This window comes from Mycoplasmopsis primatum ATCC 25948 (assembly GCF_000702785.1).
Lineage (GTDB): Bacteria > Bacillota_I > Bacilli_A > Mycoplasmatales > Metamycoplasmataceae > Mycoplasmopsis > Mycoplasmopsis primatum.
Genome location: NZ_JNJV01000018.1, coordinates 1 through 18,595, shown reverse-complemented (window position 1 = coordinate 18,595; position 18,595 = coordinate 1). Strand labels below are relative to the sequence as shown.

Here is an 18,595-nt window from a genome sequence, read left to right as displayed (position 1 = left end):
TGTATTAACATCAATATCATCCAACTTTGCCTTAATTATTGCCTGTGCATTAGGATTTATTTGATTTAGCTCGCTTAATTTTCCCAAGCCAGCTAATTTTTTTACTCCTTTTCCATAGCCTAATGAAATACCTGCTGAAAGATAATAATCATTATCTTTTAAATTTGCTTTTATCAAAATCAATTTTTGTGCTTTTTCTATCATATCAAAACAATTATATCAAAGATTGTAAAGAAAGTAAGAAAAAAGTAAAAATTTTTTTGTTTATATATGAAATATATAAAAGATTAAAAAAGTTAGCATTTTTTGATGCTAACTTGGAAACTCAGGAAATTTGTTCTTTTTCATATTGATCCTTTTTTAAATTATTTTTATCTAATTAAAATCAAATATATATTATATTTTTTAATATTAAAGTAAAGCATTGTGGAAAATAAGCTGAACGAAAACCACAAGTTTTTTAATTGTTAATATATTCATCTAATGGCTTATAATGCTAATTTTGCAAATAACTTATTTTCCTATAAAAAAGCAAAAAAATAAAAAATATGCAGTTAAAATTTTTGCATTAATTGGTTAATTTCGTTTTGTACATCTTCAAATATTTCATCGTAGCTTAGTTTGTTTCTAGGAAATACTTTTGTACCTGCAATAAATAATGACGCAACTTTTTTAACACCTAAGAATTTAAAAGTACCTTTAAGCATTTTTAAATTATTGCCGAATTGATATCAATCTTTTGGCGCTCCTTGTGTAGCTATTAAAATCACTTTAAGGTTATCTAATAGTCCCTTTGATGCTCCTTTGGTAGCATATTTATATGTAAATGTTTTTTCAGCAACGCTAATTGCATCAATAAAATTTTTTAGTGTAGCAGAATAATTAAAGTTAATCATAGGCGTTGAAATAATTAAAATATCTGTTTCTTTCAACTTGTTAATTCAATAATCTGATTCAGTGTTTTCATAGAATGTAGCTTTTGATACTGATGACAAAGAATAATTAGCAAAAGGGGAATTATTTAAATCTAATAATGTCAGCTCAGAATTTGGATATTTGGCTTGTAACAATTTAGTTATTTTTATATTAGCTTCTGTTGATAAAGATGGATTATTTGGCGAAGCTATAATTGATAATATTTTCTTTGATTCTTGCATATTTATCTCCTTTATATATTTTTATTAATCATAATAAAATAATTCGCAAATCATGCGAATTATTTTATGTTAAATATATTTATTTAAAATCAATTTTTATTGTAAAGTCTTCTTCTTCGTGTTTGCCGTCATGATCACTTTGTGCTTTACCATTCACAGTAAGAATTTTTTCTGTTTCATCATAACTTGTTGAAGTAATTTCTTTTAAAGTAATAGAGTCTAATACAAACTTGATTAAAATTTTAACATCAGCTATTTTTTTATCCGAAATTTCATTATTTCTTATAGTTTTGGGATCAATAGTTGTTTTATCAACAACAAATTCAATTCCAGTTTCCTTAAGTAATTTTTTTAATGGCGGATATGCAAAGTCAACTGTCACTGTAAAAGTGCCCACATCATGTTTACCATTTAAATCTCTTTGCGCCTCACCAGTTATAATAAGTTTCTTTTCAGCATCCTTTGGTTCGAGTTTTGTTATGCTTTTAAGTTTAACATTAATGCCTTTGAATGATAAAAGAATTTTTGCATCTTTTGATGTTTTAGAATCGTCTGTAATTTCTTCTTTTTTGATTTGAGATGGTTTTGTGTTTCCTGGAATTATCACTAGACTAGCAGTTACATGCTTCAATAGTTCATCTAATGGTTCAACTACTAATGATGGATCTTTCTTAAAGCCATAAATTTTAAATTCATATTGTTTTTTGTCAGCAACATCTTTAATAGTAACTTCAACTTTAAAAGTTAGAATTCCATTAGCATCATCATCAACTAGTGAATTATCTATAACTTTAACACTTTCAATTCCAGCAGGAAGAGTAAATGAAATATCTGATTCATTAACAAGTGATGGTATAACTTCTTCTTTTTTCTTATCAGGTTTAACTGCATTTTTATATTCATATTTAATTTTTTTAATCAGTGCTTCATGTGGATCAGCTATTACTTTGAATCCTTTAATTTCTACCGAAAATTCTTTTGTTTCTTCACCTTTTTTTACTTTTCCGCTTACAGTAATAGTGCCTTTGGTATCTTCTTTACTTGTGATCTCTATATTACCTTCTTGCACTAAACCTTTTGGATATGTTATCTTAACATATTCTTTTTCAGTGTCTGTTGGTGGAATGTATGATTTATCAAGAACTTTATGCTTATAGTCAGCTTTAATTTGTGCAATTAATTCATCGATAGTGAATTCTCTTGTTTTAAAGCCGGTCATTTCAACACTAAATTTAGCTGTTTCTTCACTGTTTTTATATTTAATTTCACCAGAAATTTGCAATTTGCCTTCTGTATCAAAAGCTTTTAAGGTTAATTCACCATTTATTTCAACATTACTTGGTAGATCAATTTTAATATCATCTTTTGTTACACTAGATGCAAGAGTTTCTTCTTTTTGCGCGTCTTTTTTAATGAATTCAGCAGTACTTATTTTTTTTGCTATTTCAGTAATTTTTTCGTCTTCTTTCTTACAACTAGCAGCCATTACAGGTAATGATGTTATTGAAAATAGGCTACCTATTAGCAATAATTTATTCTTTTTCATTATATAAACTCCTTTTTTGTGTTTTACGTTCTAATTATATTATTATTTTGATATTAAATTATTATTAAAATTGATGTCGCTTTACATAAAAAGTTTTTTAGTAAAACCAAAATAAAAAATAAAGAAAAGAAATAAATATAAATATAAAACAGCTTTTTGATATTCCGTTGTTTTATAGATAAATAAAGAAAAAAGTATAGTGCCAAAATGCAGCACTAATGTAAATTAAAAACGTTAAATAAAAAAGTTGGACTATTTATATATAAATTTATTAAAATATATTTTCTATGGAATCAAATAACAATAAAATGACTTACTTTATAGATTTAGACGGAACTCTGTTTGATAAAAAATATAAATCAAGAGTTAGTAAAAAAAACTTATCGGCTATGCTATTAATTAAAAATTTTGCAAATATAGTAATTAGCACAGGTAGGAGTTTTCATGACCAAAGAGTTAAACAAACATTAATGCAATTAGGAACTACTGATATAATATGTTCATCTGGGGCAGAAATTTACATTGATAATATTAGAAAATATTCATTTTTTATATCTAACCAAATAGTACAAGAAGTAATTGATTTTGCAAAATTGAATAATCTAATTCTTGTTATATTCGATGAAAATGGTGAATCATTTTATACAAATAATTGATTCATAAAATCTATAAGCAAATTATTTTTACCACGCAAATTTTATTTGATTGATAACCTTAAAAAAGCAAATTCAATGAATCACAACAATGTTGTTAAAATTGCTTTTGTTATAAAAAATAAATTTAAGGCTCAAAAAATGCTTGACAATTTTAATGAGAAATTTAGTAAATGATGTAATGCAACCCTTGCTAGTTCAAATTTTGTTATTGAAATAACAAGTGTTAAAATAAACAAAGGTTTAGCTGAATCTATTTATATTCAAGACAAAAATATAGATGTTAAAAATACAGTCCATATTGGAGACTCGGATTCTGATATTACAGCAAAAGGTTATGTTGGAAAACTAGTAGCAATGAAAAATTCATCAACTAAATTAAAAACAGTTGCTGATGAAATAGCCACAAATTATAAAAATGGTGGTTTATATAAATATTTCATTCAAAAAAGTTTCACTAGAAAGGACAATGATGATTAAATTAGGTAGCCATATTTCATTTGTATCACCAGATTATCTTGAAGAGGCAGCAAAAGAATCGATTGCTAATGGTGCAAATTGCATGATGATTTATCTGGGCGCACCACAAAATGCCAAAAGAGTTGATATAAACAAATATCATCTCAATGAATATTTAGAAAAATATTCTAATTTAATTAAACCAGAAGATATCATAATTCATGCTCCGTATATTGTTAATCCAGCAAGTGTCACTAAGCATCAATTTGCAATTCAATTTTTAATCGAGGAAATTGAAAGAATGAATTATATTGGCGCAAAATATTTAGTTTTACATCCTGGTTCATTTACTTCTTTTACAATTCAAGAATCATTGGACACTTTTATTTATTCAATCAAAGAAATTTTATCGCGAACACAAAATGTAACTATCTGTGTAGAAACAATGGCTGGCAAAGGAACTGAAATTGGGATTAATTTTGACCAAATAAGTTATTTTATAGATAAAATCAACAATGAAAGGTTCGCAGTTTGCTTGGACACATGCCATGTTTTTGACGCCGGTTATGATATAACAAAATATGAAGCATTTAAAAATGAACTGAATAAACATAATTTACTTAACCATATAAAAGTTATTCATCTTAATGATTCTAAAAACCCTCTTGGGAATCATAAAGACCGCCACGCTAATATCAATCAAGGGTATATTGGAATTGATACACTTTCTAAATTTGTTTTTGATAAGGACTTTGATAATATTCCAATTATTTTAGAAACACCATGGGTAGATGATTCCCCGATTTATGATAAAGAAATTAAAATGCTTTTAAATTACCAAAAGTAATTTTTCTAATATATAAATTAAATTTAAAATATTATTATAATTTTAATGTATGAAATTCAAGCCTGGCCAAATTAATAAAAAACTAAACATTTCTAATATTGAAATTAAAAAGCCTAATGATATAGTTTCGGATGTGAAACTATTTTTGCCTGCTGAAATAATAAAATTTATTCTTTTATGATTCACAACTGTATTTTTTGTTATGCTTCAATACAATAATCCAATTGTTAGTAGTCTTAGCAAAGGCGGTTTCATTAGAATAATTTATTTATATTCATTTGGTTTGGCTTTTGGTGATTTAATGATTTTGCTTTTGATTGGTTCACATCTAACCTTAATTATTAGGTGGCTAAGCCCTTGATTTAAAAAGCACTATTTTAAATGATTTTTTGCCTATCAAAAAGTTGATTATTGAACCGTTAGAAATTCATTAATCAGTTTTATTTGACTTAATTTATTAGCTATAGCCATTATTTATCACTCAGTTTTAGTATTTTATAGAGTTGATATGTCAAGCACTATTATTAATAAAAATGATATAGCAAACATTTATAATAAAGGCTGGTTTTATTCATTTACAAATCAATGATCCATAACAAAAGACAAGTTTTCTTCACTGCTACCTAATGCGCATTTAAATGTAGGTTTTTATGCTGATGCAATTTTTAATTTGCCATACTTATTAACATTTTCACCTTATTTGTCATGACTAATTGCCTTAGCCATTTTGGCTTTTTCATGAGCTAAATTAATTATGATTAACATGAAAATATACATAAAAAACATGATTAAAAACAGAACAACTTTGCCAATATTAGAAAAAACTATAAAAAATAATACTTCACCTTTTTATTACACTTCACAAGTTAAAATCTTATTTGACTTTTATCGCAAAGCTGCAAACGTTTTGCAAATTGATGTTTATAAAGTTAAATTTTCATATGTTATGAGCCAAATAATGCAGAACATTGATAAACTATCAAATAATTCTACTTTGTCTCATTTCTTTGTGATTGTGAATAAGAAAAATAAATCATATAATGAATCCGAATCTGCTTTTATTAAAATTTTAGAGCAAAATCAATCAAAATATAATTCCAGTCCTGACTTAATCATTGCATCAACTAACCCTGATAGTTTATTAAAAAATACTAAGCAAAATATTAAAATTTATGAAAGCGATGAAAAAACAAGTTTTTATGATACAAAAGATTTTGAAACGAAGTTAACAAAAGTTGCAAACGAAGATGAAATAAGCACATTTGAACTACATTTACAAAACGATTTTAATAACAAAATAAAAGATATTCAGCAATTAACCAACTCTTCATATTTAGAAGATGCCCCATTAACTGCTGAAGTCCATGATATGATATTAGATGATTTATCGCCAGCTCAAAGCGACACCATTGTTAATGAAACTAATATTAATTCAGCCCAAAATTTAGACAATGATATAAATAATCAGCTTGAAAAAAATGCCGAAATCAAAAATGAACATCATACTGATACAATTGGTATCAATACAGCTCCATTAACTGCTATCGAGGATTTAATTAATTTTAATTTAGATACCATTGAGACTGAAATAACAGTAGAGCCAGAAGAGTTAAGTAATAATTCAAATAGTACTAAAAATATTCAAACAAATGACAATGTAAATTTCTCTATTGATACTGGTGAAAGTTTTATTGATCAATACCAACACGACCTTAAAACAGGCCAAAATGAAAAAAACAACTTAACAGATAACCACACTAATTTTATAATAGATACAGTAGAAACTTCTATTATGAAAGAGTCAAACAACTCGCAATATCTTGATAAAAACAATGAAAACAAAATTCAAGAAAATTCAACAACTGATATCAAACCTAATAAGAATACAAATGACGATTCACATAGTTCCATAAAGATAAAAAATAATAATTTTTCTTTTGATTCAGCAACAATTTCATTAAGCGAAAATAGACAAAAAGAAAATATTAATAATGATTCTTTTGACGATGACCTATGAGAATCTCCAATTTTAAGCGATAAAAATAAGGATTAATTATGAAAAAAGTAAAGTGAGAAACTGCTCAAAACATATATAAAAACCCAGATGCTAATAATGATGTCTTTTTTATATTTTTTACACTTGAAAATGACTTGAACAGTTTATTAATGAAGTCGGTTATTAAAGAGGTTGAACATCATTTTATACATAATTCAAATGTTCTGTTTTTAGAAATTGATGCTATTGAAGCTGAGCTATATAGAGAGCCTAATACCAAATTTCAAGTTTTGGAAGTGCCTACCTTTGCTATTATAAAGAATAACAATATTTATAACATTGGACACAATTTTTATCCAAAAGAAATTATTATTGATTGATTGGATGACATAATTAATTAAAATGAATAGAAATGAAATTATAGAAAAGCTTAAAACGGTAAGTACACTAGCTGGTATTTATTTATGAAAAGATGAACAGCAAAATATTCTTTATGTGGGCAAAGCTAAAAATTTAAGAAAAAGAATGAATCAATATTTTGACGGTGCTATCAATTCATATAAAACTAGTAAATTAGTTTCACTAATAGCAGATTTTGAAACCATTATTTGCAAATCAAATAAAGAAGCCTTATTGCTTGAAAAAAGCTTAATTGATAAATATAATCCAGAATTTAATATTTTATTGCTTGATGATAGGAAATATCCATATTTAAAAGTACAATTATTAAAAGACGGTATCAATATTTCTTTGTCAAGAAAAGTATTAAAGGACGAATCAGAAAATATATTTTTTTATGGCCCTTTCCCTATTGGTTATGGTTCTGTGCCTATTCTTAAATTATTACAACATGAAGCATTATTTGAAAACGGACTAAAAATAAAAAATAATGACCCTTTATTTTGAAAAAAACAATTTAATAATATTAAAAATATTCTAAGCTTCAAAAACAATAACTATTTAAGTGAATTAGAAAATAGAATGATTAAAGCAGCAAATAATGAGCAATTTGAACTTGCTATGTTTTTACGCGATGGCTTAATGTATCTAAAAAAATTGAGAGAAACACAGATCGTTGAATTAAATCAATATAAAAATATTGATGTTTTTGTCTTTAAAACAGAAAAAAACACTATATTTAGCACTATTTTGTTTTACAGATACGGTGCTTTAATAAATAAAATTAATTTAACTATTCCTATTAGTGTTAGTATTAATGATAGTCTTGCTTTTTTCTTTGAAGAATTTTATAAGGATAATATTGTCCCAAACTTTTTCTTAATTGAAAACGAAACGTTGTTTCGTAGTTTAGATTTGCCCGATTCTTATATATTTGTTGAGCCTAAAAAAGGTACCAATAAAAAAATTCTTGACTTAGCTCTTTTAAATTTAAATGACTTTTATAACAAGGAGCATATCAATTATTCTGATAGACTTGAAAAGGCACAGAAAATGTTAGATGAATTAAATCATCATTTAAATCTTCAATCATTAAAAAACATTGTTTTGTTTGATAATTCTAATTTAAACAATACTAATCCTGTTGGTGTCGCTGTTGTTTATACAAATGGAATAAAGAATAAAAGTTTATATCGTAAATTTAATCATAGTTTAGATATAGACAGACATTCTGATGTTGAATATATGAAACAATCTATTAATAAATTTTTTAATAGCGAAAGAAATAATAAAAATATAGATTTAATAATTGTTGACGGTGGCTTAGCTCAAATAAATGAAGCTAAAAAAGCCTTATTAATTTTAGGAATAAAAATTCCTGTAATAGGATTAGTAAAAGATGAAAATCACAGAACTAAATCACTAATTGATTTAAATTTAAATGAGATTCAAATTAATAATTTAGATCTATATAACTTTTTATCTGAAATGCAAATTGAAGTTGATCGTTTTGCTAAGAAGCATCATACAAACAGACAAAAAATTTCTTCGCTTGAAGGAAAACTTAGAAACATAAAAGGTTTGGGGCCAAAAATGGAGCAAAAACTACTTGCTTACTTTAAAAACTATGCTAATATTTATGATGCTTCTATTGAAGAGTTACAAAAAATCGTTCCCATTAATATAGCAACAAAAATTAATAAAAAAGAATATTAAAATCTAATTTTATAAACCAAAGTTTTGGGTTCAAAACTCAGGATTTATTTTTTTCTCCTCTGGCACTTTTTTATCTTGAAGAATTAGATCATATCATACTGAATATGATTTATTGGCACTGGATAGCAAAAAATTCATTGTTTTAAATGTATTTTGGGCATTATGATTTTCAGGCTCAGTTTTTTTCTTAGAAACCAAAAATTTTTCATAGGCAGCGAAACTTTTATTAAATTCATCCCATTTTGAACCAAAATTTAAAGGACGTGTTTCTCTGAATTTCTTAGCTTTTTCATAATTTATTAGATACTTTTTATATTCATCATCTTGCATATAACAGCTAGTCATAAAAATAGATGTGCATACAGTAATTAAAACGCTCATGGAGCCAAAATATATAATTTTTTTTCTTAATTTCATAGTCATTAAATTTAAATAACTATATATTATATTTAATTTTTTTATATTAAAACTAAATATGAAAAAATAACTCACTTTTTTAGTAAAAATAACATAAAAATTACTTCATTTTTTGACTTAATTAATAAGTATCAAAAAATCTATAAACTTAAAAATGGATAATAAAGTTTAACACTTTGTTATTTATATTAATAATATGACTAATTTAATAAGGATGGTTATTTTAATGAATAAGAAAAAAATATTTTTAATGGGGGCAGCTGCTGCTGTTTTACCAACAACATTGATGGCAGCAAGTTGTGGCTCTAAAAATGAAAATTCTGGAAATGGTAATTCTGGAAATGGTAATTCTGGAAATGAAAATTCTGGAAATAAAAAAATTACATTAGGTGTTACATTTACAAAAGGAAAACCTCAATGAAATGCTTTTCAAAATTTAGTTAATTATTACAACAGTAAATTTGTGGGCCAAAAACACTTTATTCCCGTAGAAATTGAGAATATTGGCAGTGGATATGATGCTGGAGCTCAAAAAATTCTTTCAGACTTAAACAGCAAGAATAAAAATACACCAAATTTAACTCTAAATTATGCTCCTGTTGCTTCAAGTATTGCATCATCAGAGGTTTCAACAAAATATAGTGGAAAAACAAAGATTTTAAATTTTGAAGATACAAAGAATCCTGATATAAGTGTTAATTTAAATAACTTTGACGAAGCTTTTACTAATCAAAATAGAACAACTGAAAATCTTCCAGTAAAAGGTACATTTATCATTCCTGTTTCTAAATCAATTGTTGCAACAGGTGCAAATGCACCAGTTATTAAATATTTATTAGATAAAATGTCTTCTGTATCTAAACCAGCTAAAATTGATGATGAATTCAAGAAAACTCAATTTTACAAAGATGTTCAAGAAAATGGAAAATCTGACGAAGCAGCTGTTGCTAAGAAATGGGGCGCTGTTAAAACTGACGCTGATTTTAGTTCATTAACAATCAATAATGATACCTTTACATATTTTGAAAAATTCCTTGAATTCGCTGATTTAGCACAAAAAGGCTTTGAAAATTCAAGTAAGCCAAATTCAAATGTTCATGTTCTTGGTGTCGATGACCCTTCAAGTTTGACCCAATATATTCCATATTCTATGATAGGTGGAACATTTGATAATAATGATTTTTTCATTAGACTAACATCAAAAAATGGAAAATCTTTTGTAGATTACAATCAAATTAAAGATACTAATAATGAAGGTTATAAAGCCTTAAATAAGGTATTTGATAGATTCAAAACTTCATTCCAAAGCCAATCATTAGCAATACTTGGCGATGGTGAATATACTTCAACATATCAAGTACGTCATGAATACGCATTTGCGATTGGTTCATCAGCAGGTTATAATCACAACTTTTTAAGTGATAAAAAAAGCACAACATTTTACAGTATTAGAAATACTGACTTTGAAAATGAAATCGGTAAGTCAATTTATTATGCTTTTTCTAAAAATGGCTCATTAATGTTTAATGATGGAAAACATGATAACAAAATAGTAAAAAGTGATGGTGAAGCAAGTGGTTATGACTACCAATCTTTAAATAAAGAAAGTGACAAAAAAATTGCTGATGTATTAGCTAAGGCAGGTGATAAAAAAAGTTTAGATTCATTAATTGTTACCTTAGATAAAGAATCACATGCTAATATAATTAAACAAATTAAAGAATTAAACAATAATAAAATAACAGAAATTGGTGAATTTAAGAAAGGCAAAACTACTCATATTCTTTTCCATATTAATGATAAGTCATTAATTAATGAAACAAAATCATCAGGCGAAACTACATTACAAGAAAAAGAATTCTTGTCATTGGAAACCATTTCAAAATGAAATAATGACGCTAAATCTAAATTTGTTACATATCTTCAAGGCCCTTCTTTAATAGGAATTTCAGTGAATGAAGAACAAGATAATGCAGCAAGAAAATTTGTTAAATTCTTAACTTCGCCTGGTAAATATGATATTGATGAAGAACATAAAAATTACACTGTATCAGAATACATAAGTAAGGTTGCTTCATACATTTTTCCATCAAAAGGTTTCGAAAAAACTGACACAAAAGGATTAACAAACAAATATATTGTTCAAACATATGCTCAACTTAAAAAAATCGCTGAATCACCAGATACTCATGTGGCTTATGAAGAACCTGGTTCATTCAACGCGTCCGAATTTAGAAATGCTCTTGGAAAATCATTCAAAAATACATATATAAGCATCAAAAATAGTCAGATAGTTGGAGACTTTAATGCTCAAATTATTAAACAAATTGAAACCTTATGTAATGATTTTATTAAGTAATTATAATAGAATATCCTAACTAGATAAACCAGTTTAACTGGTTTATTTATGCCCTTAATAAAATAAAAAAGAAAGATAAGATGAAAAAAAATATTAAATTGATGCTTCCAATTTTAACACCAATATGCTTTTCACCATTAGTTGCTGCTAGTTGCAACCATGATGACGTTGAGGAATTGTTTTTACCTAAAAATTTTCAAATAGTTAAAATTGAAGATAATAAACTTGCTGAATTGAAGTCCAAAGTCAACAATTTAAAATTAAATGGCAATGAATTTTTACATTCAACCACTTTTAAAATAGATGATAATGAAAAGGATTATTTTTTAAAAGCCTATGTTATAAGTACCCCAAATATTGAAGCCACAACAAAAGTTGACTCTGAAAAAGATACAATATACCCTATAAGTATTGAAATTCAATATTGAATTATTAAAAAAGACCATTCAGGTGAAAATGAGCACCAATTAGTTGCTAATTCAGAGAAAGTAGTAAATATTAACTTCCAAAATTTCACCTTGCACAGTTTGAATTCTATTTATAATAAATTTGACGCTCAAAAAGCATTTGAATATAAAAACATAAATTGAGATATTTTAAAAAATAAATATTTTGACGCAGAAATTACAGACTGAAGTGATGGAGATACTTTTAAAGCAACTGTGATTGGTAAAGATAATGCTAATAATATGGTTGAAATAGGTGAAGAAATTAAAGTTAGAATTGATGGTATTGACACTCCTGAAAAAGCTGTTAATGGTAAGGTTTCACAAGATTTCGAAATGGGTTATGCTAAACTAAGTTCTAGATTTGCTATTGACACCATACCAGTTGGCTCTAAAGTTAGAGTAATTGGCGATACCAAAGATAGTTTCGGTCGCATAGTTGGCGATGCTTTCTTTGGCGACAAATATCAATATTTATATACATTAGAAATCGTTAGAGCAGGCCTAACATTGCCATATGCTAAATTAAATAATGTAATAAACAAAATTAAGAACCCAATTTATTTAGAACACTATTCTATACACCAAATGGCTTTAGCTTTTAATGATGCTATTAAAAATCGAAGAGGCTTTTTTAAAACATTTGCTCTGCCTGAATGAGCTAGCAAATGTATTTATAGACAAAAACCTAATACATCATGAACAGATTTTTGAAAACGTTCAAGAAAGAATTTCTTTAATGCGACTGGTTTAGATTTAGTTAATGATTCATACAAAAATAAGAATTAAGGAATTATATGATTTGACTTAGAAAATTTATAGATAAGATTAAGCTATCATTAACCAATATTAATGAAAATGATAAGACTGAATATGATAGATTAACAAAAAAAATAGAAGATACAATCACTAATGAAGAAAAAGTTCCGGCTATTGAGCTTAAAAATGTCATGATTGACTTTGGTGAAACATTAGCTGTGGATGATGTTAGTTTTAAAATACCAAATGGAAAGTTAGTTACACTACTTGGTCCTTCTGGTAGTGGTAAAACGACCACATTAAATGCTATTAGTGGCTTATTAACAATTACTAGTGGTAATGTTTTCTTTAATGGTAAAGATGTTACGGCTTTGCCGCCACAAAAAAGAAAATTAGGCTTTGTTTTTCAAAACTATGCTTTATATCCTCATATGAGTGTTTTTGATAACATTGCCTTTCCACTTAAAAATGATATTAAATGACAAAACAAAGTGCTTGATAAAAAGAATTCAGCTTATGTTCAAATTAAAAACATTTATTTAAAGACACTAGGTGCTTCTGACGAAGAAATATCTAAAATCAATAAACTTTGAAATATCTATTTAAATATCGAAAAAGAAACTGACCGTGAATTAGCCAACTTTACTGTTAAAAATAATAAGGAAATTGAAAAAGCACAAACTGATTATAAGTTGTCTAAAATTCACTATGAAGGTGAATTATCATCAATTTCAAAAACAATTTTAAAAGCCTTTGCCAGTTTGAAGAAATCAGCTAAGGCTAAAAAACGTAAAATTAAAGAATATTTCAAATTGCTTAAAAGAAGCAATGAGTTCAAACCTGATGAGAAATACCCACAATGTGATTTTCTGATCAAACTTGATAAAAGCCTGCTAAAATACAAAAAAGTTGCTGACCAAGCAGAAGCACAAGCAATGTTTGATAAAACTCAAAAAGTTGTACTTGATTTAAGTGAACTTGACTGAAAAAAATATTCATGTGCTGATCAATTAAAATTGCTAAAAGCAGAAACTCAGTTAATCAAAGTTAGTCTCTACTACAAATATTTTATAAATACATCAAAAGCTGCTAATAAGCATAATGATATTATCTCTAATGCTAAAACTAATTTGCAAAAGAGCAAAGAAGCAAATAGAGAAGTACAAATAAAAAACCAAGATGCGCTTCAAAGATTAAAGAGAAACTATAAAACTATGCGTTTTATAGCCTACAAAATCTTTAATAATTATGCTAATAGCATTTATGAAAAATACAATCTAAAAGAAGTTCTTAAAGATGATGCTAAAAATAGAAGTGCTAAATTAAATGATGCTCAAAGAGAAGAAATTGTAGAAATTTCAAAAGATATTATTTCAATTAAAAAAGCTATATTTAACGATGTAATGGAAATGGCTAAAAAAGTTGAAATCTTACCTATTTTGCAAAAGAAACCAACCAGATTATCTGGTGGACAACAACAACGTGTTGCTATTGCTCGTGCTATTGTTAAGAAACCTGACATTCTTTTAATGGATGAACCATTATCTAACCTTGATGCGAAATTACGGATCTCAACTAGACAATGAATTCGTCAAATTCAAAGAAGTCTTGGAATTACCACAGTTTTTGTTACACACGATCAAGAAGAAGCTATGTCAATTAGCGACATTGTTGTATGTATGTCAATGGCAAAAGTTCAACAAATGGGTTCACCTCTTGAGTTATATAACCAACCTAAAAATAAATTTGTTGCTCGTTTCCTCGGAATGCCTGAAATGGGTCTATTCCCTGGTAGATATGAAAATGGCTTTTTATCAATTTTAGGTCAAAAAATTCAAGGTGTTACATTTAAAGAAATTGACCAATTAGACTGTAGTGTAGGGATAAGAGCTGAAGACTTTATTATTAAAAGTGATAAAGAAAAAAGTCAATTTACAGGTGTGGTCAAGGCAGTTGAAAACTTTGGTAAAGAAAGTAAATTAATTGTCAATGTACAAGAAGCAGGAGACATTAACTTCCTACTAGATAATAAATATCGCTATGAAGTAAATGATCAAATTAACTTTGATATTCCTGTTGAGCGCTTACATATTTTTGACCAATTAAATGACGAGAGAATACATTATGAAATTAAAAAATAGTTTTTGAACTAAATTGTCTCATAAAGTGCCTGTTTTAAGTAAATTGGCTATAAATAAGCAAGCTAATAATAAGACGCAGTCACTTTCTGAATCTATTGTAGATAAGCGCACGCCTGCATGAAAACCGTTTTCGATGCTTTTACCTACAATCATTATTCTACTTACTTTTACAATTATTCCTTTCTTTATAAATATAGAACACGCTTTTTTAAAACCAACTGAAAATGGCAATAGAGTATTTACATTAGAATATTTTTCAGAATTAATTAAAGATGAAAAATATGCCGTCGGTGTAAGAAATGCACTAATGTATGGTTTGATCGTTTTACCGTTTGTTATGAGTATCTCGCTATTAATTTCATCATTAATAGCTAGTGTATATCGCAAATGAGCAAGATCAATATGACAAACCATATTCTTCTTGCCTTATATTACTAATGCTGTTGCTGTTTCGCTATCATTTATACAATTCTTTGCACCAAATGGTATGCTTAACTCAATATTAAATATTAAAGTTCCATGATTGGAAAAAGGCGATATTTTTGCTTTTGAACCATTGCTGCCATTATTAGTTAATGGTGTATGATCTGGACTAGCATTCAATATATTAATTTTTACAACAGCTATGTTGTCAGTGGATAAAAACCTTTATAGATCTGCATCAATAGATGGAATTGGTGGTGTTAAACAATTTTTCACAATTACATTGCCATCTATTAAATCAACAACAACATTTTTAATTACAATGGGTATTATTAATGGTATTAAAGTATTCCCACTTGCTTTATTTAATAATAACTCTACAGATGCAATCACTCGTGGTGCTTCATCACTTATGTTATATGTATACCATATGACCAGATCGGGTAAAGATGCTCTTGCATCAGCATCAGCTATTATGTTGTTTGTAATAGGATTTACTTACTCATTAATTATCAGAAGAGGATTTAATGCCATAATTGTGGCATCAATTAACTTAGGAGAGTCAAATGTTTGAAAGAAAATTAAAACTTCGCCGGTGATGATCGAATATCAAGCTCAGAAAAAATAGAGATGTAACTGCTAACCAAGTTCGTGATACTTCTGCTCTTTCGCTTGTTTCGTGGACATTTTTAAAAATAGCTACTCTTGTATTTTTCTCAGCTATCATCCTCTTCCCATTCTTTTACATGCTTACTATTTCCTTGATGCCAAAATATCAAGCAGAACAATTACAAAGTAATTTTAGTTTTTGGCCAAAAGAGTGATCATGAAGCAATTATCAAGAAGCTGCTAACAATTCTAGTGTCGGCGGCAAAGGATATTGATTTTCTTTTGCTTTAACCTTCGTTAATGTTATATTTTCAGTAATAGTTAAAATCTTTGTAACATTATTATGTGGTTATGCATTTTCGCTTAGAAAATGAAGAGGTAAAGAATTAACTTGAGGCATATTTATGTCATTGCTTGTATTGCCTGAAGTTGCTTTATTATTTGGTCAATATAAAGTTGTTATTCAAATAAATAATGTAACTGATATATTAAAAAGCTTTGCTGGAGCTGTAGCAATGATAGCACTACCTTTTGTGGCTTCTATATTTAATGCCTTAATGTTTAGAAATGCTTTTGAAGCTATTCCAGGCAGAATAAAAGAAGTTGCTATGGTGGACGGTGCTGTTGGAGCAAAATATTTATTTAAAGTTGCTGTTCCAATGGTACAACCTACTACTTTAACAATTATTATCTTAACAACACTCGCTTCATGAAACTCATACTTGTGACCTTCACTTCTATACACTGGTAAAGATTACCAAATTATGTCAGTTTGATTATTTGACGTTGGGCGTGAAGAAATCGATAATGTTACGAGAATTCATCAAAATGTTAAAATGGCTGGTGCTGTGCTTGTTGTATTACCTATGTTCATATTCTACTTTGCATTTAGAAAGAGAATTATGAATGCTATTTCAAGACAAGGTAGTGCTATTAAAGGTTAGGAGGCTGTTATATGAAAAAAGTTAATATTCACTCTAAGACCATCATATGAGGTTTTCTTGCTATTGCCGCACTAGCGTGTTTAATATATTGCTCGATAATTATCAACAATGCTAAATTTATTCTTCATGTTAACAAATATGTAGAAATCGATACGTCTTTACTTCAAGAAGCAAGATATCAAATGTCTTATGCTATTGCTGGCATCGCTATATCAATTGTTTTAATCGGCATCGGTTCATATATTACATATGCTGGTATTAAAAGCTGAAACTATAAGGCTATTTTATAGGAGTATTATGAAAAATAACAAAAAAATAAAACTAATGCTATTTGCTTCAAGCCTTGCTGCTATTACTCCTATTATTTCAGCTAGTTGCATTCATAAATTAGACCCATCTATTTATAGAGCTAATAACTTTATTGAGTCCAATCCTATAACTAAGGAAACTAATAAAAATGTTATTAGTGACAGAATTGCTTGACTTAATAAAAGCGCTGAATCAGAAACTGATAAAACTCAGAAAAACATACTCAAACAAAGAGCAACCAATCTATCAGAAGTAGCTAATCAATTGCACAATGAATTAATTATTACTAAGTATTTATCATATACAAAACATTTATCTAGTTTATCATTTACATTTCAAAACTTAAACTCAGTTGTTAGCAAAAATGTTCAAGTTGATGATTTAAAACACATTATTCGTGGTTATTTAAGTGGTACTCCTTATTTATCATCATTTTTGCTAGTTCAAGATTCACTAATTGCGTCCAATTCAAGCGCTAAATTATATGGTTCAACTGTTAATTCATATGTTCGTAATTACAATTCTATTCCTAACTATTTCCTCGATTCTGTTCCTAGCTTTAAAGGGGAAGATTCATATAAAGAATTTGAATCAAAATTACAAAAAATACTGCAATTTTATAAAGATAGCAAAATTAGAGTCAACTCAATAAATAAAGAAAAAGGATATCAATTTGCATTTCCACCAATCAATTTAATAATGAATTATAATAATTCATATAATTTAATTGAAAATCCTGTTACATACATAAAAACTCCTATTAAACCTAACAGCGATAAATGAAATGAGTTTTTATCTAATGCTCCTGTTTTTAGGCAAAATAATGAAAATTTGTTCAATGAATGACAAAACAATAAAGAGTTTATTGTGAAGTCTGATAAGACAATATTTAAACGCTATGATGATTCTATGAAAAACTATGGTACTACAAGCGTCCAAATAGTAAAATTGATTAATGACGTCTTATTCTTAAATGGTTGAAAAAAACCAACTTATTTATCTGCTAGATTAGTAAAAGCAACAGATGGAAGTAATAAATATACATTAAAATATTTTATTGAAGTATTAGAAAATCAAAATGAACCTAACAAAGCATCAAGTTATAAAATATATGATATTTTAAGCCTTCTTAATTTAGATAAAACAGACGAAAAAGTTTCTATTACCTCGCTGAATCAATATGATAAAAACTATTATGAATCTATTCCAGCTGATTTAACTAATGCTCAAAATATCACAAATTATGATGAAATTAATGGTAATCAAAATGACGAAATTCTTAAAAATGTTGCAAAACTTTTAAAAACGATAAATTTAGGTCAAAAAGTCACAACCTTAAAATAATTATTAAAAATAACATATAACCAATATGTTATTTTTTTATAAAGCAGCTAATTCAGCAAAATATAGGAAAA

The 18,595-nt window shown here is 27.2% G+C and carries 15 protein-coding genes and 1 pseudogene; 12 read left to right on the top strand and 4 right to left on the bottom strand.

All coding sequences use genetic code 4. The features are described from left to right. The 3 genes and pseudogenes from T386_RS0102615 to T386_RS0102600 form a co-directional block, all read right to left on the bottom strand. Nucleotides 1–204: pseudogene (locus tag T386_RS0102615) on the bottom strand (hypothetical protein); the annotation flags it as partial. A 350-nt stretch (nucleotides 205–554) separates the two neighbouring features. Beyond that, nucleotides 555–1,157: an FMN-dependent NADH-azoreductase gene (locus tag T386_RS0102605; protein WP_029513602.1), complete on the bottom strand. Its 603-nt coding sequence runs from the start codon at nucleotides 1,155–1,157 to the stop codon at nucleotides 555–557. 79 nt (nucleotides 1,158–1,236) lie between these two features. Further along, the gene (locus T386_RS0102600; RefSeq protein ID WP_029513601.1) at nucleotides 1,237–2,703 is read right to left on the bottom strand and encodes a lipoprotein 17-related variable surface protein; all 1,467 of its coding nucleotides are present in this window, start codon (nucleotides 2,701–2,703) and stop codon (nucleotides 1,237–1,239) included. 287 nt (nucleotides 2,704–2,990) lie between these two features. On the opposite strand from T386_RS0102600, the gene T386_RS0102595 reads away from it, so the two are divergent. The 5 genes from T386_RS0102595 to uvrC are packed head-to-tail and all read left to right on the top strand — an operon-like array spanning nucleotide 2,991 to nucleotide 8,773. Further along, nucleotides 2,991–3,836: an HAD hydrolase family protein gene (locus T386_RS0102595; RefSeq protein ID WP_029513600.1), complete on the top strand. Its 846-nt coding sequence runs from the start codon at nucleotides 2,991–2,993 to the stop codon at nucleotides 3,834–3,836. Next, nucleotides 3,829–4,662 (top strand): deoxyribonuclease IV, encoded by an 834-nt coding sequence (locus tag T386_RS0102590; protein ID WP_029513599.1) that lies wholly within the window; start codon nucleotides 3,829–3,831, stop codon nucleotides 4,660–4,662. Before T386_RS0102595 ends, T386_RS0102590 begins: the two co-directional genes overlap by 8 nt. 49 nt (nucleotides 4,663–4,711) lie before the next feature. Further along, nucleotides 4,712–6,715 carry a ring-infected erythrocyte surface antigen domain-containing protein gene (locus T386_RS0102585; RefSeq protein WP_029513598.1) on the top strand — a complete coding sequence of 668 codons (2,004 nt, stop codon included), beginning with the start codon at nucleotides 4,712–4,714 and terminating at the stop codon, nucleotides 6,713–6,715. A 2-nt stretch (nucleotides 6,716–6,717) separates the two neighbouring features. Further along, a complete protein-coding gene (locus T386_RS0102580) occupies nucleotides 6,718–7,059 on the top strand; it encodes a hypothetical protein (RefSeq protein ID WP_029513597.1) in 342 nt (113 codons plus the stop codon). 1 nt (nucleotide 7,060) lies between these two features. Beyond that, complete coding sequence (uvrC, locus tag T386_RS0102575; RefSeq protein ID WP_029513596.1) at nucleotides 7,061–8,773, top strand: excinuclease ABC subunit UvrC; 1,713 nt, start codon at nucleotides 7,061–7,063, stop codon at nucleotides 8,771–8,773. Nucleotides 8,774–8,782: 9 nt separating this feature from the next. Here uvrC and T386_RS0102570 read toward each other — a convergent pair whose 3' ends face one another. Further along, nucleotides 8,783–9,118 (bottom strand): hypothetical protein, encoded by a 336-nt coding sequence (locus T386_RS0102570; RefSeq protein WP_156935931.1) that lies wholly within the window; start codon nucleotides 9,116–9,118, stop codon nucleotides 8,783–8,785. A 298-nt stretch (nucleotides 9,119–9,416) separates the two neighbouring features. Between T386_RS0102570 and T386_RS0102565 the strand changes: the two genes are divergently transcribed. From T386_RS0102565 to T386_RS0102535, 7 genes are all read left to right on the top strand, one after another. Further along, entirely contained in the window at nucleotides 9,417–11,549 is a 2,133-nt protein-coding gene (locus T386_RS0102565) for a P68 family surface lipoprotein (RefSeq protein ID WP_029513594.1), read from the top strand. Nucleotides 11,550–11,629: 80 nt separating this feature from the next. Beyond that, on the top strand, nucleotides 11,630–12,784 hold the full coding sequence (locus T386_RS0102560; RefSeq protein WP_029513593.1) for a thermonuclease family protein: 1,155 nt from the start codon (nucleotides 11,630–11,632) through the stop codon (nucleotides 12,782–12,784). 8 nt (nucleotides 12,785–12,792) lie between these two features. Beyond that, complete coding sequence (locus T386_RS0102555) at nucleotides 12,793–14,895, top strand: ATP-binding cassette domain-containing protein (protein WP_029513592.1); 2,103 nt, start codon at nucleotides 12,793–12,795, stop codon at nucleotides 14,893–14,895. Further along, entirely contained in the window at nucleotides 14,879–15,946 is a 1,068-nt protein-coding gene (locus tag T386_RS0102550; RefSeq protein ID WP_029513591.1) for a carbohydrate ABC transporter permease, read from the top strand. The genes T386_RS0102555 and T386_RS0102550 overlap by 17 nt, the downstream gene beginning before the upstream one ends. Next, nucleotides 15,885–16,871 carry a carbohydrate ABC transporter permease gene (locus T386_RS0102545; RefSeq protein ID WP_029513590.1) on the top strand — a complete coding sequence of 329 codons (987 nt, stop codon included), beginning with the start codon at nucleotides 15,885–15,887 and terminating at the stop codon, nucleotides 16,869–16,871. The genes T386_RS0102550 and T386_RS0102545 overlap by 62 nt, the downstream gene beginning before the upstream one ends. 11 nt (nucleotides 16,872–16,882) lie before the next feature. Next, nucleotides 16,883–17,161 carry a hypothetical protein gene (locus T386_RS0102540; RefSeq protein WP_029513589.1) on the top strand — a complete coding sequence of 93 codons (279 nt, stop codon included), beginning with the start codon at nucleotides 16,883–16,885 and terminating at the stop codon, nucleotides 17,159–17,161. A gap of 7 nt (nucleotides 17,162–17,168) precedes the next feature. Then, nucleotides 17,169–18,524: a hypothetical protein gene (locus tag T386_RS0102535; protein WP_051622783.1), complete on the top strand. Its 1,356-nt coding sequence runs from the start codon at nucleotides 17,169–17,171 to the stop codon at nucleotides 18,522–18,524. Nucleotides 18,525–18,595 lie beyond the last annotated feature (71 nt).